This window comes from Arcicella rosea (genome assembly GCF_014204325.1).
Lineage (GTDB): Bacteria > Bacteroidota > Bacteroidia > Cytophagales > Spirosomataceae > Arcicella > Arcicella rosea_A.
Map to the genome: position 1 here is coordinate 20177 of NZ_JACHKT010000032.1, position 21975 is coordinate 42151.

Consider the following 21975-nt stretch of genomic DNA (forward strand, 5'->3'; position numbering starts at 1 on the left):
AATAAAAATAAAATGGACTCAGATTTAAACCTGAGTCCATTTGGATTAATTGATTTGTTTGAAGTAACTATCCACTTGACGTTTGTAATATTGATTCAAGTTGGGAGGAACAGTCCGAAGTAATTCAGTTTGCTTTTGTTTGTCTTTCACATACTGCTGAAATTGTGGCGGGACTTTCCTTGCTAAATCTTGTCGAGCAGATTCAGCTTTACGTTTTTGCTCTTCTTCCTGTTCTTGCATCGCTTTTTCAGATTCCAACAAACGAGTCAATAATTCTTGCTGACGCTTCATCAAATTTGGATTCAGCCTTTTATTCACTAAATCAGTTTCGCTTTCTTCCATTTTCTTCATCAGCTCTTTCACTTCATTTCCTAAACTTTTTCCTTTGTCAGTTCCTTTATTATTATCCAAAAACTCTTGAAGCATTTTTCTGATTTGTGCTTGCTCTCTTGCCATCTTTGCCAACTGCTCTGAAATACCACCTTGACCCTTCGCTCCTTTTTGCATTGACTGCTGCATTTGCTGATTCAAATCTTTTTGACTTTCGCTAATGCTTTTCCCTTTTCCTTTACTTTTTGTTTTTCCTTTTCCAGAACTTTGCATCATCATTTGTTGATTTTGTTGCATTTGCTTCAACACATCAGAAAGTAACAAAGCCAAATTATTCATCGAAGTCATCGCAAATTGTTGTTTTGAAGTTGTCATCGGCAATTTTCGTTCTTTAATCAATTTTGTGGATTCGCTCATAAAACCTTTCATATTACTCATTTCACGAGTAACGAAACTTTCAATTTGTAAAACCCTTTTCGACAAAGCATATAAACTATCTTCAATCACTTTTGCATCATCTTGAATTTTTAATTGTTCTTGCGAAAGTTTAATAAAGCGTGGATCTGATGGATTCATACCTCTAAAGTCTTTCATCAACTTTTCTTGGTTCAACGAAATTTTTACAAGGTTTTCAAGAATGTCACGAAGGTCATCCATATTCTCTTCGTTTTGTTTCATTTCTTGTTCTTGTTTTTCCTTTGCTAATTTCTGTGCTAAATTCTTCATTTGCTTTGCAGCTTGCTTTTGTTTTTGCGAAGCACCTTTATTATCTCCTTTTTCAGATTTCTCTTCCGCTTCTTTTTGATCTTGAGAAATATCTTCTTGCTGTTCTTTTCCCATATCCATCTGTTCAGCATTTTTTATTTCTTGATTAATCTTTTCAGCTTCTTTCAAATCTTTCTTTACTTCTTCAAAAGCATTGCTTAAATTTTCTTGTTCCTTTTTATTGGCATCAGCTTCTTTTTGTTTCTCGGCATCGCTTTTATTGGCTTTATCTAAAGCTTCATTTTTCTCAGCAAGTTTCTCTTGTTTATCGGCTTGGTCTTCCAAATCTTTAATACTCTTATCCAATTTTTGCTCTAATTGTAATTTTTTGAAAAGTTCCTGCATACGCTCCAACTCCTTTTCCATGTTACGCTCTTTGTTTTTGAGCTTATCCATTTGTTCAAGCATTTTATTATCGTCAGGATTTTGCTCAAGCATTTTTTTCAATTCTTCATATAATTTCTGAGTTTCAGGATCCATCAAATCATTCATCATTTTTTGGAGTGCTTCCATTTTCTGTTGATTTTCTGGTTTCTGTTCATTGAATCGTTGTTGTTTATCATTCAAATCTTTGTTTGCTTCCTGCAAATTTTTGATTTCATTCATCAATTCAGCTTTCTTTTTAATGAGTTCTTCAGCTAATTTTTTGTCTTGATAATCCAGTTCTTTTTTGTTTTTCAAACGATTTTCCAAAGCAGCAATTTCTTTACGAAGTTTCTGTGCTTTCTCGAAAGTCTTTTCTAATTGAGCTTGTGTTTTATCAACCGAATTTTCTATTTCATTATCGATGGCTTGCTTGTCTGGAATAGCATAATTCATGATTTGTGAACGAGTAGATTTTGCTCCATTCACTCCGTCATTATCCCAAACTTGCACAAAGTATTCGACTCTATCAGAAGGATTGAGTTTTAAACTATCCAAATTCCATTGCTTATAAAAGCTTTGAATTGTTTGGTTTGCTTGAATTGGCAAGCCCAAACTCGCATAATTTTGCTGATTGTTTTGTCCATTTCTAAGTACTTTGTAAAAAACTGCAAGGCGACTAATACCATAATCATCAGCGATATTTCCGCCTAAAACCATGAAATTATAAAGAGTTGAGTCTTTGTATTGCTCTAAACTTAATTGTGGATATTTATCAGGAATAACGTTCAAATAGAAACTGATTCCTTCTGAATTTGAAGCGTGTTTATTTTTCAGAAATACTTTATAAGTACCAGAAGCTTTTACTTTTTTAGTGAAATCGAATCCACCGCCCAATATTTTTTTGTCAGCGTGATAAGTATTTTTATCGCCTTCAAAAACCATTGTGATAGAATCAGTATTACTAACGTTAAAATCCCATTCAATTGAAGTACCTTCTGGAACGGTTAAATTGCCAACATTTTTTAAAGATTCATCAGGTTTATTGAGATATGAAGGATAGTTTACATTAACATCAAAAAAAGCCAAACTCGGTTTGTTGACCAATTCTACTTCATATTGACCAGATTTGAAACCAGCGGCTTCAAACTGAAAATCGAAGCCATTTTGAACTTTAGAGAAAGTATAAGTATAATGACGTTTGTCATTCGTTTCCATTTTTAGCTTTCTGTCATTATAAATTACATAAACAGCGTCAGGAATAGTATTGCCTTGAAGACTTAGATTAAGCGTAAAATCTTCGTTTTTGAAAGCCTGTAAACTTTTGTTTTCAAGAAGGAAATTGAAAGGAGCTTCTTCTTGATATTCGTTTTTAAAATTGACAATTCGTTCTGTACTTTTAGAAAAGAAAGCAGGATAAATCATTAAAATTCCGACAATCAAAATCGTTGGAAAAATGGCGAACTTCAAATATTTTCGGTTATCGTTTATCTTAATAGCATCGGCAAATTTCACAATTCCCAATTGCTGAGATTTCTGTTTGATAGAAGCAATCAGTAATTCATTTTGCTCTTTGTCGATATTTCTAGTCAGTTGAAGCGTATTGATAAGTTTATCGCCTACTTCAGGAAAATACTTTCCAATTTGTTCAGCAGCCAATTCATTTGATAAGGGCTTTTGTTTTCCATAGAGAAAAATCAACGGTTTTATCACCCAAAGTATCGTTGAAATGATAAATGCTAACAAGAAAGAAAAGAACAAAATGGTGCGAAAAGTTGTACCAAAATGACCGAAATATTCAAGGACATTAAAAACCAAAAAAGCGGACAAGATAACTGCCGCTGAAAAAATACTGCCTTTGATGAGTCGATTGAGATAATACTTTCGTTTGTATTCTTCAATCCGCATGAGTAATGTTGCGATGGGTGAAGTAGTCATATTGTTAAGGTTTATTCCCGAAGATATTCAAGTATTGATGAAACAAATTAGTAACGAAAAAGAAGCTTGTAAATGTAGAATTTTGAAAGATATATTGAAAAGAATTATAAAAAAAGCGAATCATAAATCTTTCAAATTCAAAAATTTATGATTCGCTAGTTACTTTAAACTGAAATTTCAAGTAAAACTGGGCAGTGATCAGAATGTTTAGCTTCTGGTAAAATCGCAGAACGCACAAGTCTATCAGTCATACTTTCTGTTGCACAATGATAATCAATACGCCAGCCCAAATTTTTCCCCCTTGCTCCTGCTCTGTAACTCCACCAAGTATATTGATGTGGCTCAGTATTAAAATGTCTGAAAGTATCCACAAAACCATTGGCTAAAAACTTGGTAACCCACGCTCTTTCCTCAGGTAAAAAACCAGAACTGTTGGCATTTGATTTTGGATTATGAATATCAATTGGTTGATGACAAATATTATAATCTCCAGAAATAATCAGATTTGGAATCGACTTTTTTAGTTCGTCAGAATAGCCATAAAAATCATCCAACCACTGCATTTTAAAACCCTGACGCTCGTCACCACTAGAACCCGAAGGCATGTAAACTGACATTAAAGAAAAGGTATCAAAATCGGTACGAAGTACTCTTCCTTCACGGTCGTATTCTGGCAAACCACAGCCGAAATCAATGTTGTTTGGTTTTACTTTTGTAAGAATGGCAACACCGCTATAACCTTTTTTTTCGGCAGGAAACCAATAAACATGATAACCCATATCCTCAAAAACAACTTTGTCGATTTGGTGTTCTTCTGCTTTAATTTCTTGCAGACAAATCATGTCTGGATTGCTCGCCTTCAGCCAATCAATAAAACCTTTGTTGATGGCAGCACGGATGCCATTTACATTATAAGTGATGATTTTCATACAAATACTTCCCTTTCAAAATATTCTATAACTTGTGCTTTCAATAATTTTTCTTGTTCAATCACATTCACAAAAGGTAATGGTTGAATTAACTTCCAATGCGGCCAGCCGTCTTGATCTGTGCCTTCCAATTCATAAATACCGCTGTAGCTAAGTACTTTACAAATGGCAATGTGCATTAAATCTTGCTTTTGTTCTTTGGTAAAAAACTGATGTCCTTTTCCTAATTCTTGAACGCCAATCAAGAAAAGTACTGCATTCAAATCAGCAGGTTTTTTTCCAAGAACTTGTTCTAATTTATCTAATAAAATATCCCATTGCTGGGCGAGATTCTCTATTTCCATTTTATAATTGTGATTTAGTGAATTGTGAATGAGTGATTTTTAGTAAAGACTTATCTTTTAAACTTAATAAAATCAGCATTCATAACTCCCTACTCTACGCTTTGAAGTTCTTCCCAATATTCAACAGCTCTACGCAAATGCGGAATAACAATTGTTCCACCAATTAAAGTAGCTACAGAAAAAATCTCTTGCATTTCGGCATCGGTTACTCCTAATTCAAAACATTTTCCGAGGTGATATTTGATACAATCATCACAACGTAAAACCATTGAACAAGATAAGCCCATCATTTCTTTTGTCTTTTCAGACAAAGCTCCTTCGGCATAAGTATTGGTATCGAGATTGAAGATTCTTTTAATTACTTTATTATCAGAAGACAAAATTTTATCATTCATTTTGCTTCTATACTCATTAAATTCTGTTACTAAACTCATGATTATTGTTTGATTGATGTTAAATTGTATGCAAAATACAAAGAAAAAATTGTAATCAGTTTCTAACCTTAACAACATTACAGAAATCATGTTCAGCTCATTTATCGACCTTATTTTTCCAAGAATTTGTGCAGCTTGTTTAGAGCCGCTACAACTCAATGAAGAATTAATTTGTACGCACTGTAGATTTGATTTACCTAGAACGAATTTGCATCTCGAAAAAGAGAATCCACTAGCCCATAAATTTTTTGGAGAAATACAATTGAAACATACTTTGAGTTACTTGAAGTTTGTAAAAGGAGGAAAAGTACAGCGACTCATGCACGAATTAAAGTACAAAGGCAACCAAGAAGTAGGCGAAATGCTTGGTCGTTGGTATGGTGCAGAGTTAAGAGAAAGTGGTTTGGGCGATGCTTTTGATTTAATCATTCCGGTGCCACTTCATCAAAAAAGATTATTACAAAGAGGTTATAATCAGTCAGATTGTTTTGCAAAAGGTTTATCTGAGAGCTTGAATATTGAGTGGAGAAATGATGTTTTAATCAGAGTAAAAGAGACAAGCTCACAAGTCAACAAATCAAGGTTAGAACGATATGAAAATATGGACAAGGTTTTCATGGTGAAGAATTCAGAAATTTTAAGAGATAAGAAAATTGTAGTTGTTGACGATACGCTAACAACTGGAGCAACGCTAGAATCCTGCGTTTTAAGCCTCCAAGAATTTGATATTAAAGATATTTCCATACTTACTCTAGCAATGGCATAAAAAAAGGCGACAGAATCAAATTCTGCCGCCTTAATAATGGGTAAAAAAATTATTTGTTAGATCCTGCACTAATCATAGCACATCTAAAACCAATCGTTGATGTAGAAGAATCTTGATCAATAAATCTACGTGTTCCTGGTGCTAACCAATAAGCTACATCAGCCCATGAACCACCTTTGTAAACTCTTGATTTATTGTCTACTAACGAGTTGTTGTTCTTTCTATCGTAATTCTTAGCGTTGTCTAAATAATCGTTTCTACGAATTGGGTTTAAATCATTGAAATCTTCATAAGATAATGGACGATACAAGTCATAAACCCACTCGTTTACATTACCAGCCATCTGATATAAACCAAAGTCATTAGGAGGATATGAATAAACCTCATAAGTTATAATTGCACCATCGTTTGATTTACCAGCGATACCAGCGTAGTCACCACGTCCACGCTTGAAATTGGCTAACATTGAGCCTTTTTTCTTGCCTTGTGAAGCACGCATGTTTGGACCATCCCAAGGATAAATTCTTTGATTGGTTTGATTTTCATCCTCATACTGAGTACCAATCATTGCTTTTGCAGCGTATTCCCATTCTGCTTCTGTTGGAAGACGATATGCTGGTAATACTTTTCCTGATTCAATCGGTAAACGTTGACCAGCTGTATAAACTGGTGCAGTTCTGCTTTCAGCTCCTTTTTTACCTTTTTTCTTTTTCTTCTGGCTTTTCATAGCGATGTCGTTGTTAACGGCAGCGGTTCTCCAAGTACAGTAATCAGAAGCTTGTACCCACGATACACCCACAACAGGGTACATACGGAAGCCAGGATAACGTAAATATTGTTCTACATAAGAATCGTTAAAAGCTAATTCATCTTTCCAAACTAAAGTGTCTGGTAAAGCAGATTCATAGAATTCTTGAGAAGAGTCTTTCATGACCGAATTCAAATATTCAAGATAGTGAACGTTTCCAATTTCTGTTTCATCCATGTAAAATGACTGTACAGAAACAGTTCTTTCTAAGTTATCTCTTGAATTCATAACATCCTCTTCTAAAGCCCCCATCGTAAAACGTCCGCCTTCTACAAATACTAAGTTCGGACCCGTTGGTTGACCTTTGAAGGATTTATCAATCTGAAAACCTCCTTTTTTGTTATAAGCAATACCAGTAGCAGTACTTTTCTTGCCTATTTTTACACTAGTTGACTTTTTCGATTTACAAGAACTTACGATTGCAAGACCTGCTAAAAGAATAGCCATTGATTTGAGAGACAACTTCATCTGTTAATTAATTTGATTGTCGTGAATAAGAATAATTTTAAAATCTAGTTATTTCCTTTCAAGGAAGATTGCAATTTACAGAAAAGACTACAAATTTAAGCTAAAGCGTGTAATTTCTGCTGGGATTCTGGTAGAAGATTCTTCATCCTCATCATAATCAATGGAATATTACGAATAAATAAGCAAAAATTTGAATTGTATAGGCTTTATAATTTTGCAATTTCCTTTAAAATCCATTTCAATTCTTCAATTGAAGTAATTTTATCGAAGTAAAGCATAAGCTTTCCTTTGACTTCTTTCAGCGAACATTTTCTTGAATTTTGCTTAACATATTCAATAACCTTGCCGAAAACTGCTGATTTATAATACTTTTCATTCTCTGAGGGAACGAAATAACATTTCAGATTATTATTTTTCAGCAATATTTTTTCCATCCCCAATGATTCTGCAATCCAACGAACCCGCACAATTTCAATCATATCAGACATTTCTGGTGGAATTGGTCCGAATCGGTCAATAATCATACTCTCGAATTTCACCAATTCTTCTTCCGTTTTCATATCATCCAATTGGGTGTAAAGCGAAAGTCTTTCAGAAATACTACTAATATATTTTTCTGGAATTAATACTCTTAAATCTGTTTCAATCTGACAATCAATTTTGAGTTTTTCGGCAGTTTCTGCTAAATCTTTCTCAAATAACGCTCTGAATTCATTTTCTTTCAATTCTTGAACAGCTTCGTCTAAAATTTTATGATACAATTCATAACCTAAATCATTTACAAAGCCACTTTGTTCAGCTCCTAATAAATTTCCTGCACCACGAATATCCAAATCTCGCATCGCTACTTTGAAACCATCACCCAAATCAGAGAATTCTTCCAAAGCACTCAGTCTTTTTCGGGCTTCGGTAGTCAATAAGGAAAGTGCTGGTGTCAATAAATAACAAAATGCTTTTTTGTTGGAACGTCCTACTCTTCCACGCATTTGGTGTAAATCTGATAAACCAAAATGGTTGGCATGATTAATCAAAATGGTATTCGCATTCGGAATATCCAAACCAGCTTCAATAATATTGGTTGAAACCAACACATCAAAATGTCCTTCAATGAAATTCATCATGGCTTTTTCCAACTTATCACCATCCATTTGTCCATGAGCAACACCTACTTTGGCATCTGGCACCATGCGTAAAATCAGGTTGGCGATAGATTCCAACTCTCCTACTCGGTTATGCACAAAATATACTTGTCCGCCTCTTTTGATTTCATAACTTACAGCATCACGAATAAGTGTTTCACTGAAAATCTGTAATTCAGTCGTAACTGGCTGACGATTTGGTGGAGGCGTTGCGATGATAGATAAATCTCTTGCTCCCATCAAAGAAAAATGAAGTGTTCTTGGAATTGGCGTAGCCGTGAGCGTAAGTGCGTCAATGTTTACTCGCATTTCTTTCAAACGGTCTTTTACTTTTACGCCAAATTTCTGCTCTTCATCAATAATCATCAAACCTAAATTCTTGAAAACGACATCTTTGTTCACAATTCTGTGCGTGCCAATCAGAATATCCGTTTCGCCAGAAGCTACCCTTTTGAGTGTTTCTTTGATTTGTTTATCCGATTTGAAACGATTGATATATTCTACACGACAAGGAAATTTTTCCAAACGGTCACGGAAAGTTCTGAAATGCTGCATTGCCAAAACCGTAGTCGGTACTAAAATCGCTACTTGTTTTGAATCTGCCACAGCTTTAAAGGCCGCACGAATTGCCACTTCCGTTTTTCCAAAACCTACATCACCACAAACTAATCTGTCCATCGGATGTGGTTTTTCCATATCCGCTTTTACGTCGGCAGTAGATTTTGCTTGGTCAGGCGTGTCTTCGTACAAGAAAGAAGATTCCAGTTCTGCCTGCATGAAAGTGTCTTTTGAAAAAGCAAAACCTGGTGCCATTCTACGTTTAGCGTAGAGCGAAATCAATTCCTTGGCAATGTCTTTTACTTGTTTCTTTACTTTCGATTTTCGATTTTCCCATTCTGGAGAACCTAATTTAGACATCACTGGCGGGCCGCCTTCTTTGCCTGAGTACTTCGCAATTTTGTGAAGTGAATGGATTGAAACCATCAACACATCGTTGTCTTTGTAAATCAAACGAATGGCTTCTTGTTCGGCATCGCCAACCATTACTCTATCTAAACCTGCAAAACGCCCAATTCCATAATCAACGTGCGTAACAAAATCGCCTACTTGAAGAGAACGTAATTCTTTCAAGGTCAATGCTTTTGACTTTGAGTATTTACTTTTTTCTCGGAAACGATGAAAACGGTCGAAAATCTGGTGGTCGGTGTAACAAACAATTTTTGATTGCAGGTCGATGAATCCTTCTCTCAAAGAAATATTCAAGGCTTGGAAGCGAACATTTCTATCAATTTCATCAAAAATGGTAGCTAAACGTTCAAGTTGCTTGGGTGAATCGGCAGTGATAATATTGGTGTAATGAAAACCTTGATTTTCACGGAGATTATCAGCCAATCTTTTAAAATCTTTGTTAAAAGTTGGTTGTACTTTGGCTTGATAAAGTAATTTTTCTTGAACAGACTTGAAGTAAAATCTTTTGCCAAATTCAACCGTACCAAATTCTTTAATCAGATTCAGAAAACTTCGGCGAGTTTCAAATAATTGATTGGGTTCAGAAATTACTTTGATGCCACCACTTTTGGCAATGATTTCTTGAAAGTTCGCTTCTACTTTCTCGAAAGATTTTTCGATAATTTCCAACGTCAATTCTACATCTTTGAACCAAAGACGAGTATTTTCTGGTAAAAAATTAAAGAAAGGTTCACGAGTTTCCTGAATCAATCGGTTTTGAACATCTGGAATAATATTAATTCTGGAAATTGATTCTACCGAAAGCTGAGATTCAGGGTCGAAAGTTCTGATACTTTCTACTTCATCACCAAACAGGTCGATTCGGTAAGGCAAATCATTAGCATAACTAAACACATCCACAATTCCGCCACGAATGGAATACTGACCCGCTTCATAAACAAAATCAGTTTTTTCAAAATCATAACTTGACAATACTTCACCCAAAAAAGCCGTATCTAATTTCTCAGAAACATTTATCGTGAAAGTATTTTTAGAAAGCGAACGCTTGTTGATTACTTTTTCAGAAAGAGCTTCTGGATAAGTAACGATCAATAATCCTTCTGTAATGTTATTGAGTTTATTCAATACTTCTGCTCGCATCAATACATTGGCGTTGTCAACTTCTTCGTATTGATAAGCCCTTTTGTACGACATCGGAAAAGAAAGTACTCGCTCCTCGCCTACTAAATTTTGTAAATCATTGATAAAATATGCCGCTTCTTCACGGTCGGAAAGGACAAAAAGGTGTGATTGTTTTTCGTCAAGTAAATGTAAAGCAGAAGCAATAACGGCATCCAAACTACCAACAAAGCCTTTGATTTGGATGTGTGGATAGTCTTTTGGCGTTTTAATTTGTTCTGCAATTGTCTGTACAAAACCGTCTTCACGATACAGAGTAAGGAAATCTTTTACGAGCATAATCTTGTCTTCAATAACAACAATAGCCACGAACCGCCAGATTCCTAAAAATCCGAGCAATTCGTGGCGAAAAATTCGATACAAATTTAACCTTAAAAAGAGGTTTTTGGTTTGGTAAAAGTTTTATTTTAAGATTAAGAAAAATGAAATTATCGTTTTCTTTCTATTTCTCGATTCATTTCTTCAATATCTACACTTCTATCGCTGAAATCGTCTAAGAGATATTTTGTAAAATGATCAGCCATTTTCCAGAAGAAATATTCATTCATGTCTCCAAAACCATGTCTTTGTGTTGGTAAAGTAAGCATTTCGAAGCGCTTATTGGCTTTGATTAAAGCATTTACTACTCGAATTGTATTGGCAGGATGCACATTATTATCAATTTCTCCGTGAATTAATAACAATTTACCCTTTAGGTTTTTAGCGACATCAGGATTTTTCTCTATGCTGTAAACAAAACTTGTATCATTTTTTTCAGAAATTAATTCTTTTACGCCATGATGTTTTTCAGACCACCAACGATTGTAAATACTGTTATCATGATTTCCAGCACAGCTCACAGCCGATTTGAAGAAATCTGGATAAACAAACATCGCTGCGGTACTCATAAAACCACCACCACTATGCCCATGAATACCAACTTTATTGATATTCATAAAAGAATGTTTGTCGGCTAATTGTTCTATCGCAGCTTTTTTGTCGGCCAAACCGTAATCTCTTAAATTTCCATAGCCATAATTATGATACCATTTGCTTCGAGCAGGGTTTCCACCACGGTTTCCAACAGTAATCACAATAAAGCCTAATTGTGCCAAACGGTCTATTCTATCCATTCCTTTGCTGAAAGTTTTATTGACACTCTCAGTTTGTGGCCCTGGATAAACGTATTCAATAATTGGGTACTTTTTAGTGCTGTCAAAATCATAAGGTTTGTACATTACACCAAAAAGGTCTGTAATGCCATCGTCAGCTTTTACTTTAAATGTTTGAGGGAATTTATAGCCAGAAGCCATCAAAGACGATAAATCTGTTGTTTCTAAATCTAAGATTTTTTTACCTTCAGTATTGTATAAAACTGCTTTTGGAGCAGTATTTATTCTTGAAAAATTATCAACAAAGTATAATTGATTATCGTTAATACTTGAAGCGTGGTCGAAATTACCTTCATTTAATAATCTTAAACCTGTTCCATCGAAGTTCACCCGATAGGTGTGCAAATAATATGGGTCTTCGTTACTTTCACGATTATTGGCGGTGAAATAAAGTACACGTTTTTTCTCATCAATACCGATAATTTCTTCAGTGTGAAAAGCCCCAGAAGTAATTTGATTTTTGAGTTTTCCAGTTTCATCATACAAGTAAAAATGTCCCCAGCCATCTCTTTCGCTCCAATGAATTAACTCTTTTCCGCCGTTTACTAAACCCAATTTGCGGTTTTCTAAATAAGTATTCATTCGTTCTTCAATGATACTTTTTACCGAATTTGTATTTACATCAGCCACCAAAACATCAATACTTTTCAAATCTCGGCTGGTGCGGGTAAAATAGAATTTATCTTTTGTACCAAGCCAAATATTTGGGCGATAGTCATCGTCACGAGTATTAGCAAGTGGTGTTGTACTCCAAATACCGATACTTTGGTCTTTGAACAAATCGGCATTTAATTCTTGTTGACTTTTACTTGCTATATCAAAAAGAATCACATTTTCAACTGGAGCTTCTTTCTCGCCAGGCATCCAATACTTATACGTTTCTAAAGTTGGTCGTGGGTCGGCAATGCTGTTGATAACCCACAAGTCTTTTACTTTTCTGCTATCGGTACGAGTCAAAACAAATTTCTTGCTATCTGGACTCCAGAAAATGGAAGCAGGCTTACGCTTATTTTTGTTTTTTTCTTTATCGACATTGGTTTCGTTGTCGCCAAAAGAAAGAGATTCACGGTGATAACCAAAATTTTCAATACCATCTTTTGTCAATTGTACTTCAACGATTGTGCTATCTTCTTCGTTTTTGAGGGCTTTTTCATAGTTGAGTTTATCCATCAAATACAAATTCTGCTTTTTACCAAAAATAATCGTGTTTCCATCTGGAGAAATACTTGCCCAAACAGGTTTTCTTTTAGGTTTTTTAAAATCATTTAATTCAATCAATTCGCCAGAGTTAAGGCTATATTCAAAGTAAAAAGTCTTTTTGCCTTTTGGTTTTTCTTTAGCTTTCGCATCTTTTTTGGCGGTTGAATCTTTTTTCTCAACAATGTCTTGCGTACTTTTTACTTCAAACTGAATCCAGTTTTCATCACGCACAAAACGCATACTGTCTAGACCTAAATGTTGGGCATCAAAAGGGTCTTTTACAATTTTGGTAATAGCCGCTGCCAATTTCTCATTGTCGAAGAGTAGCTTTTTCTCTGCTTTCAAAGGGTCAACGATATACCATTTTTTGCCTTCGGTAGTTTCATAAACATACCAAAAGCGGTCGGATTTCTTCAACCAGTGCGGGTCAACGCTGGTAGAGAAAATCATTTTATTTAATTTTTTAGGAGAAAATTTAGCTGCCAATTGATAATTGGCTTTTAAGCTTGAATTTTGAGCATTACTCGAAAATGAAACTACAAAAAGTAGTAACAAAGCAAAGGAGAGCTTTCGCATAGTATTGATGTTAGATTTGATGAATGAAGTATTCCCTCAAAGATAAAAATCAATCATGAAAATTAAAGGATTAATTATCGGTTATGATTTACTTGTTGAGCTGAAAAATGAGAACCTTGACCAAAAGGATTAAGTTTTGAAATAATTGTAAAGAAGATAACCAGAAGTGGATAAAATCAAAATGTTTCACATACTTCTTTGTTAGAAAATAAATGAAAGAATAGAAGTATCAATTTAAAATTTTAAGGAGATTTTAGCATAGTAAGAATCAACCTTTTCAAGAATGTCTAGCTGATGAGAATTAGGATAAAGTAAATCCAGTCTTTTCTTTGAATTTGTTAGTCCAATTCCTCCAATTTTAGCTTTAGCTTGCACTTTAGGCTTACTATTTTCAAATTCAGCAACAAGAATTCCATCGTTGGCATTAATAATGACTTTCACCCAAGCTTTATTATTTGAAATTTCCTCTTCAACGCCATGTTTAAATGCATTTTCTACAAACGAAAGAAGTAACATTGTTGGAATAAAACCATCATCGTTATTTTCTTCTTCATAAGAAATAATAACTCTTGAACCATACCGAATTTTGGCTAAGGATAAATAATCGGTAATGAGTGTAATCTCTTGACTCAATGGTGTTTTTTCAGTATCAGCTTCATACAGAGTATGTCGCATTAAGTTAGACAATTTTAATAGTGCAGTTGACGCTCGTTCGTCTTGCTTTAAAACCAGACTGTAAATACTGTTGAGATTATTGAAAAAAAAATGAGGGTTTATTTGATTTCGGAGGCGATTTAGTTCTAAAACAGATTTATCTCTCTCTAAAGTAATTGTTTTAATGTGGGCTTCGTAAAATGATTTCCCCAATTTTAACACTAATGGAAAAAGTAATTCAAAAAAAGTATCGAAGAGAAAATAAAACGAAGCTCTTTTTCCCAAAAAAGCAACAAAAAATCCATTGTTTACTAGAAGAATATTTTCTGTAGTTTGTGTAGCTTGTCCGCCAAATTTGAGATAAGACCAAACAGTAAAATAATTAATGAGTATCATCAAACAGTAAAGTACAATTACTAGAAACAAGCATTCAATTAGTTTTTTGAGCAATAATTTGGGTAAACCGTAGTAAACTAAAGAGTAAAAGAAAATGATATTGATAATAAAATTTGAAAGACCTGTTGGTAGTGGTCTTGTAGCATTTAAGCTATCAATTAGAAAGAAAAATCTTAGATAAAACATTACTATCCAGAAACTTAAATGTAAAGAAAATCTAAATTTAAAAGAGTTATGGAATAGTAAATCAAGTTTTTTTTCTGAAAATAAATTCATATTAATTGATGGCTTTTATGTAATTAAAAACATTATCACGATACTGTAAACCAATTTGTAATTTATTTTCATTTTCCAACTCCACGATATTTCCTTCAATTGATTTTACAGCACTAATTTTTACGATAAATGATTTGTGAATCCTGCAAAAGAGATTTTGAGGTAATAAACTTTGTATTTTTTTCATCGTGATAAGTGTAACGATTGGCTTGTCAATGAGTGTAAAAATCTTGACATAATCTCCGAGGGCTTCAATGTAAATAATATTGTCGAAATCAACTCTTCTGAGTTTTCCATTTTCTTTTACATAAAAGCTATCGGTTGAAGAATTGATGATTTTATCTTGGTTTTCAATGAGATGATAAGGAATCTGATATAATGACTTTACTTTATTAACTGCCTTTAAAAATCTATCAAATGAAAAAGGTTTGACTAAAAAATCAATCACGTCCAAATTAAAGCCATCAATTGCATATTCTTGAAAAGCGGAAGTAATAATGATACTAGGCTGTTTATTGAAAGATTTTATCATATCAATCCCTGAAATTCTTGGCATTTTCACGTCTGTAAAAACAATATCAATTTCATATTTGGCAATATATTCAATGGCTTCAATAGCATTGAAAAAAACTGCTTCTAAGTCTAAAAAAGCTACTTGTTCGATAAAATACCGAAGAATATCTTGGGCAGGTTCTTCATCGTCAACGATGATACATTTCAAGGTTTGATTCATAGTTATTAAGAAGATTGATAAGACTAATTTTAAAAGCCATCGTCTCGAAGATAAAGTTTATCGACCTACAAATCAAGTTTATCGAATAAACTTCGGATTAGAAAGATGCTCATAGATATTTGAACAGAAATCAAAATAAACATTTAACTTTTTAATACTTCGTAATACGATGAGAATAAAATTAATACTTATCACCAGCTTCTTGATTGGATTCCAATTGTTTGGTCAGAAAACATTACCTGTTCATGCATTGAACTTAGAGAAACCAGCACTTTTGCAAAAACAATTAAAACCAATTATTGATAAAATAGGAAACAAAAGAATTGTAGCTTTAGGAGAAGGAACTCACGGCACAAAAGAATTTAATGAAATTAGGATTGCCTTGATAAAAGAATTGGTTGAAAAAAAAGGTTTTAACCTCATTTGTTTTGAAAATGCTTTTGGAAATAGTTATTATCTGAATCAAATGATCAATTCTGATAGAAATATTCAACAAGCGATAAGAGAGAATATTACATCTGTTTGGCAAACTAAAGAAATAGAATCGCTATTGCTTTGGATGAGACAGTATAATAAAATACATTCTGATAAAATTGAATTTACTGGAATGGATTGGAATTATATCGAGTATTCAGCCAAAATAGTATTGGATGAACTAAAATCAACTCAAAATAAAGCATTAATCTCTTTTGCTGAAAGTCTATACAAAAATGCAAAAGAGCAAGATAAAGCATGGAATGCACAAAATGATTCAACTATAAAATTGAATATGGAAGAAATTGTAAAAAATGCTACAGATGGACATCAAATAGTTGTTATGATTGATAGTTTAATATCCAAGAATCCTAAACAATATAGTAATACACTGAAAAATGCGTTACTAAACTGTAAGCAAGGTTTTCATGTATTGTACAAAGCAGGAATGAGTCAAGAGGCAAAAACAAGAGATGAAATGATGGCAGAAATGGTAAGTGAACTAGCGAAGCAGTCTGGTGAAAATAAGATGGTTATTTTCGCTCATAATGGACACATTGCCTATAAAGCATCAGATGCGACGCAAAAAGATTCAAATCCTGGAGGTATGGGGAGCTATTTAAAAAGAGCATTTAGCAATCAATATTATGCCATTGGAACAGCAACAGCTAAAGGTACTTATAGTGCAACATCGGATTTTGTCGATACGCATGATAATCAATACAAAAAATATACACTTATTGCCCCATTACCCAATTCTTGGGAGCATCTACTAAAAAATGAAAAGCAACACTCGTTTTTTATTGAAACGAAAAATACAAAAAGCATAAATAAAAGATTAAAAATAAGACAAATTGGATACCGACCAGAAGATAAAGATGCTTACACAGAAGAAACAAAGCTATCAGATTATTTTGATGGATTAATTTTTATAAGAAATACGACAGAATCAAACCATAAATTATAATACTTTAACCAAAAAGGTGTGTATTTGAAATTGAATTCAATAAAAAACCCTCAGAAAGCTAATTCTGAGGGTTGGGAATATTTAAGTTAATCTCTTTTACTACTCTTCTTTTCCTGTTTTGCCGCTCTTTTTTCCTTTAAGGTTTTGGTCGGTTCTTTTTTTACTTCCTTGATTGAGCCTTTGTCCTTTGCCATTGTTATGTTTTTTTAGTTAGTTACAAGGTAGTTTAAAATCAGCGATAATTTTATACTTGATATTCTTTTAATTTTTCAAAATGATTTTCAAAAATAATCTTCAGTGATTACAGCAAACAAAATATTTGAAAACAGAAATTTTAGCCTAATGCTTAGAGCCTATAGCCTAAAGCAATTCAATCAATTCTTCAACACTTCAAATTCTACTCTTCTATTAATCGCTTGATTTTCAGGCGTATCGTTTGCTACTTTTGGTCTGGTTTTTCCGTAACCCTTGGCTTTAATTCTTTCTGCTGGTACACCTTGAGTAAGTAAATAATTACGAACCACATCAGCACGTTCTTGCGATAATTTGTTGTTTATTTCATCAGTACCAACATTATCGGTATGTCCGCTTACTTCCGAAATAAGTTTGCTATTTGTTTTAAAGAAATTGGCAATTCTATTCAGTTCTGGATATGATTCTGGTTGTAAAGCGGCTTTTCCAAATTCAAAGAAGATATTATTCATTTCCACTTTTGTACCAGCTTCAATAGGTTTTACCGTCATGTCTTTCCCTTCTACTTCCAAATATCTTCCAGAAATTTTACTTAAATCTATGTTTTGCGAAGTACCAATATAACCGTCAATTTTGGTACTGATACCATAATTTGTGCCATAAGGCAACACAATTTTATAGATTCCAGTGTTGGGGTCTGGCGAAGCAATACCCAGTTCTTTACCTGTACTTAAATCTTCATAAATAACTTGTGCATTTTGCGGTACTTTCCCCGTTTTTCCATCAATTACTTTCCCAGAAACTAAAACAACAGCATCTGATTTTGTTGGTTGAGTAGGTTTTCTGTCTTCTGACTTTCTAGTTCCGCCACCAATTGGGTTTGTTGTTACAGTTGGTTTGGAATCAGCTTCAATAGGTTTCGGAACATCTAACTTTAACCTAAAGATGTCTTTTTTACCCAAAGAATTATTTCCTGAAACAAAATAAGCATAATCGCCAGCCGCAGAAATAGTATAATAAGCATCATACTGGTCGGTATTGATGGGTTCACCGATATTGATTGGTTCAGTCCAATGAATCCAAGTATCATCTTTTCTCTTACTTACCCAAATATCATTACTTCCTTTTCCTCCTTCTCTATTGCTCGAAAAGTATAAAGTTTTACCATCTGGGGCTAAAAAAGGAGTAGTTTCGGTAAAGTTGGTATTAATTTCATCGCCTAAATTCATTACTTCCGACCATGTTCCGTCGTTTTCTAAGAAGGAAGCATAAATATCATCTTCGTCTGAATTCTTTTTTTCAGAAAAAGCCATTAGAAGTACTTTGCCATCGTTTGAAAGAAAACCGTATTCATTTTTTCCTTTACTCAGACGTTCATATTTGGGAATGATTACTTTCTTCGGAATCTCCCAACCATTTGCAGACTTTTTGGCAATCGAAAAACCTCTTGTTTCGTATTGACCATTCACATAAGCTCCTTTCAATAAGATTGTTTGTCCGTCGGGCGAAATACTAAGAATAGAATTATACTGATCACGATTCAAGCTTTCAGGCATTCTTCTAGCAGCAGACCATGCCCCCATCACATTTTCGGCAAACCAAATATCTTGCGAACCTGAAATTTGGTCTGTTCCTGCTACGCCATATTTATTTTGCGGGTGACTTTTTCTTCCGAAATATAAAATTCTTCCATCAGGTGCTATCACAGGATTCAGTTCTGAATATTCAGAATTGACGGCTGCACCCAAGCTTTCAGGCTTATTTTGAGCTATCATATCTGTAAAACAGAGCGATGATAAAGAAGAAATAAAGAAGGTAGTAAGCTTTTTCATACAAAGAATAACACAATCACGATTAGGTTTTGAACGAAAATTACAAAAAAACATTGTTTTAGGCTTTATCAATCCTCTTTCCGATTAATTCGCCTTCATAAGAATCATTTCTGAGTTTTTCTATTAAAGAATCAATGTTATCGTCGATAATCAAAAATCTAGCATTGGCTTCTCTGACAAATCCTTCTGTCACCATTTTGTTAAGCATTACAATTAAATCATCATAAAAGCCATTTGTATTTAATAAACCAATCGGCATTTTGTGTAAACCGATTTGTCGCCAAGTAAGAATTTCAAACAGTTCATCTAAAGTACCCCAACCGCCCGGTAAAGCAATAACAGCATCTGCCCTTTCAGCCATTAATTGCTTGCGAACGTGCATAGAATCAACGACGATACATTCGGTTAAACCTTTGTGTTGTACTTCCCAAGCTTCCATAAACGAAGGAATAATTCCTGTTACTTCACCACCATTTTCTAGTACAGCATCCGCTACAACACCCATTAATCCGCCACTGCCACCACCATAGATAAGTCTGAGTGATTGTTGAGCAAGTAATTTGCCAAGGTTTTTGGCGGTAGATTTATAAATTTCATTTTGCCCAAAAGATGAGCCACAATACACTAAAATGTTTTTCATGAAGTAATAATATTAATATTTTGAGGATGAATAACGGATATTTTTTAAAAGTCCCAATGGATTTTTGTCTTTAATCAAAAATGTTTTGCGTTTGTAAAATATAAGTTGAATTTACCATGATAAAATAAAGTAAGACTAAAGAATTTGTTATTTTTGGGGTGTCTATAATCGAAAAAATATTAAACCTTATTTTAATAACCTACATTTTTAAATCCTATTTCAATGAAAAATCGAGAATCAAACATCGAACTATTGCGTATAGTTTTGATGATAATGATTATTGTTCACCATGTTATTGTTCATGGATACGCTTTAGAAAAAAACATCAAAGACTTTTCACATGCCAATAGAACAGTTTATTCAGAACTCTTCATTAATAGTTTTGTCATCGTTGGCGTAAACACCTTTATTTTTATATCAGGTTATTTTGGTATAAAGTTCAGACTAAGGAATCTGATTTCCATCATTTTCCAAGCTTTTTTCTATTCAATTTGTATTTCATTGGTGTTTTTTTTGACAAGTAGCATTAAAATTAGCTTCACAGACTTTGTCAAATCTATTCTTCCAATCTCAGGAAATGTGTGGTGGTATTTAGGAGTATATTTAGGATTGTATTTTATTTCCCCTTTTCTCAACAAAGGTGTCGAATTTATTGATAATCGTCAACTTGTTTTATTGTTAGCGGGTCTGTTGTATTTGGATAGCTTTTCAGGATTTATTTTCAGAACAGTAGCGGGGGATGGTTATACTATTTTTCATTTTATCTCAATTTATCTTCTAGCAAGATTACTCAACAAGTTTAACTTCAAAATAAAAACTCCAATTTACTACTTTATTGGCTTGGCGATATTTTTATTTGGAGGTATTTTGGTTTTATTAGCTTTAGGAAAACCACAGTTTGCATGGAGATTATTTTCATATAATAATCCGATATTGATAATATCGGCAATAATGCTTTTCTATTCTTTTAAAGAAATTAAAATACAAAATAATGCAATCAATTTAGTTTCAAGTGCTGTCTTTGGAATTTATCTCATTCATGACCATCCACTTATCCGAAAAATCATTGTTTATTTTTTGAATCAGGTTCAGGGAAAAGATTCAATTTTACTACTCATCTTAAATATTTGCATCATAGTTATTGTTATTTTTTCTATTGGAGCAAGTATTGAATTGTTACGGAAATATATTTTTTACAAAGTAGAATACAAAATGTTTCAGCTTTGGCGTACCAATGTATGGCTTGAAAGGAACAAAAAAATGTTACGTTCACAATTTCAATTACAAATTATCAAATAGATAATTACGCTGGAACATTCATTTTTTGCATCAAGATTTGGGTTGAGATAATTTTTAAATTAATGCTTTTCACCAATCTACAATAGAGCCTCTAAAGCCTTTTTTACAGAAATATATTGATATTGAAAAGATGTTTCCGAAGCAATTCTTTGATTCAAGACATAATTGCCGCCCAAAACGATATTCGCCATTTCTCCGAAAATCATTTTTAATACCCAAGCAGGTATGTTGGGCATAAAGAAAGGTTTATTAAGAATTTCAGCGGAGGTAATTGTCAATCCAAAATTGCTAACAGGATTGGGTGCAACTGCATTATAAACACCAGACATCGTATTGTCAGTCAGCGATTGAATAAATAATTCACATAAATCATCAATATGAATCCAAGATTGATACTGTTTGCCAGTTCCCAAAGCAGCACCTAAACCGAAGCGCACAGGCAATAATATTTTTGGCAAAGCACCACCTTTAGTACTCAGGACGATACCAGTACGTAATTTTACGGTTCTAATGCCTAGTTTTTCTACTTCATCTGCTACCGCTTCCCACTGAATACAGCAGTCAGCTACAAAATCATTACCAGAAGGATGTTGTTCAGTAATGATTTCATCGCCAGTGTCAGCTCCATAAAAACCAATGCCCGAAGCAGAAGCCAAAGCTTGAATTTTATGAGGAAGTGTTTTTAAACTTTCGGTAATTAAATGAAGAGATTTCGTTCTACTTTCGATAATTTCCTTTTTTCTGGCATCCGTCCATTTCTCATCCGCAATCCCCGCTCCTGCCAAATGCACCAAGTAGTCGGCTTCAAGTAAAGCTTTCTCGTCGATGATGCTATTTTTAATATCCCAATGATATACTTTTACCTTTCCAGTAGTATTTGTAGGCTTTCTACTCAGATGCGAAACCGTAAATCCATTGGCAATTAGTATTTGTGTCAGGCGAGTACCAACTAAGCCCGAACCACCTGTGATGAGTACATTCATAAATCGCTATTATTTGAAAAAAACAGACGATTTTCGCTGTTCATAAGAATAACCCAAAATGTAATTAAGAGTTTAGAAAGATTGAGGAAGAACAATTTTTAAACAATATACCAAAAATTATCTATCTTCGATTTTACAAGTATAAGAAAATTACCCTTAAAACCTGATTA

At 33.7% G+C, this 21975-nt stretch carries 15 protein-coding genes; 3 read left to right on the forward strand and 12 right to left on the reverse strand.

Features of this window, described 5'->3' with window-relative positions:
* Positions 1-45 precede the first annotated feature (45 nt).
* The 4 genes from HNP25_RS17525 to HNP25_RS17540 all read right to left on the reverse strand — a co-directional run bounded on the left by HNP25_RS17525 (position 46) and on the right by HNP25_RS17540 (position 5103).
* Complete coding sequence (locus tag HNP25_RS17525; RefSeq protein WP_184136286.1) at positions 46-3396, reverse strand: DUF4175 family protein; 3351 nt, start codon at positions 3394-3396, stop codon at positions 46-48.
* A 164-nt stretch (positions 3397-3560) separates the two neighbouring features.
* Positions 3561-4325 (reverse strand): exodeoxyribonuclease III, encoded by a 765-nt coding sequence (locus HNP25_RS17530; RefSeq protein ID WP_184136288.1) that lies wholly within the window; start codon positions 4323-4325, stop codon positions 3561-3563.
* Positions 4322-4669 carry a hypothetical protein gene (locus HNP25_RS17535; RefSeq protein ID WP_184136290.1) on the reverse strand — a complete coding sequence of 116 codons (348 nt, stop codon included), beginning with the start codon at positions 4667-4669 and terminating at the stop codon, positions 4322-4324. Before HNP25_RS17535 ends, HNP25_RS17530 begins: the two co-directional genes overlap by 4 nt.
* A gap of 89 nt (positions 4670-4758) precedes the next feature.
* On the reverse strand, positions 4759-5103 hold the full coding sequence (locus HNP25_RS17540; RefSeq protein WP_184136292.1) for a carboxymuconolactone decarboxylase family protein: 345 nt from the start codon (positions 5101-5103) through the stop codon (positions 4759-4761).
* A gap of 88 nt (positions 5104-5191) precedes the next feature.
* Between HNP25_RS17540 and HNP25_RS17545 the strand changes: the two genes are divergently transcribed.
* Entirely contained in the window at positions 5192-5869 is a 678-nt protein-coding gene (locus tag HNP25_RS17545) for a ComF family protein (protein ID WP_184136294.1), read from the forward strand.
* 49 nt (positions 5870-5918) lie between these two features.
* Here the strand turns inward: HNP25_RS17545 and gldJ are convergent, their stop codons facing one another.
* From gldJ to HNP25_RS17570, 5 genes are all read right to left on the reverse strand, one after another.
* Positions 5919-7145 carry a gliding motility lipoprotein GldJ gene (gene gldJ / locus HNP25_RS17550; RefSeq protein ID WP_184136296.1) on the reverse strand — a complete coding sequence of 409 codons (1227 nt, stop codon included), beginning with the start codon at positions 7143-7145 and terminating at the stop codon, positions 5919-5921.
* 206 nt (positions 7146-7351) lie between these two features.
* Positions 7352-10711: a transcription-repair coupling factor gene (mfd, locus tag HNP25_RS17555; RefSeq protein ID WP_184136298.1), complete on the reverse strand. Its 3360-nt coding sequence runs from the start codon at positions 10709-10711 to the stop codon at positions 7352-7354.
* Positions 10712-10860: 149 nt separating this feature from the next.
* A complete protein-coding gene (locus HNP25_RS17560; protein ID WP_184136300.1) occupies positions 10861-13359 on the reverse strand; it encodes a S9 family peptidase in 2499 nt (832 codons plus the stop codon).
* Between the two features lie 234 nt (positions 13360-13593).
* The gene (locus HNP25_RS17565; RefSeq protein WP_184136302.1) at positions 13594-14595 is read right to left on the reverse strand and encodes a sensor histidine kinase; all 1002 of its coding nucleotides are present in this window, start codon (positions 14593-14595) and stop codon (positions 13594-13596) included.
* A 91-nt stretch (positions 14596-14686) separates the two neighbouring features.
* Entirely contained in the window at positions 14687-15418 is a 732-nt protein-coding gene (locus HNP25_RS17570) for a LytR/AlgR family response regulator transcription factor (RefSeq protein WP_184136304.1), read from the reverse strand.
* Positions 15419-15587: 169 nt separating this feature from the next.
* Here HNP25_RS17570 and HNP25_RS17575 point away from each other — a divergent pair, with 169 nt between their 5' ends.
* Entirely contained in the window at positions 15588-16859 is a 1272-nt protein-coding gene (locus HNP25_RS17575; protein ID WP_184136306.1) for an erythromycin esterase family protein, read from the forward strand.
* A 374-nt stretch (positions 16860-17233) separates the two neighbouring features.
* Here HNP25_RS17575 and HNP25_RS17580 read toward each other — a convergent pair whose 3' ends face one another.
* Together HNP25_RS17580 and HNP25_RS17585 are read right to left on the reverse strand one after the other, a co-directional pair.
* Positions 17234-18883: an OmpA family protein gene (locus HNP25_RS17580; RefSeq protein WP_184136308.1), complete on the reverse strand. Its 1650-nt coding sequence runs from the start codon at positions 18881-18883 to the stop codon at positions 17234-17236.
* Positions 18884-18941: 58 nt separating this feature from the next.
* On the reverse strand, positions 18942-19523 hold the full coding sequence (locus HNP25_RS17585) for an LOG family protein (RefSeq protein ID WP_184136310.1): 582 nt from the start codon (positions 19521-19523) through the stop codon (positions 18942-18944).
* A 222-nt stretch (positions 19524-19745) separates the two neighbouring features.
* Between HNP25_RS17585 and HNP25_RS17590 the strand changes: the two genes are divergently transcribed.
* Entirely contained in the window at positions 19746-20822 is a 1077-nt protein-coding gene (locus HNP25_RS17590; protein WP_184136312.1) for an acyltransferase family protein, read from the forward strand.
* Positions 20823-20899: 77 nt separating this feature from the next.
* Here HNP25_RS17590 and HNP25_RS17595 read toward each other — a convergent pair whose 3' ends face one another.
* Positions 20900-21805, reverse strand: coding sequence for a TIGR01777 family oxidoreductase (locus tag HNP25_RS17595; protein ID WP_184136314.1), 906 nt, complete (start codon positions 21803-21805; stop codon positions 20900-20902).
* Between the last annotated feature and the right edge of the window lie 170 nt (positions 21806-21975).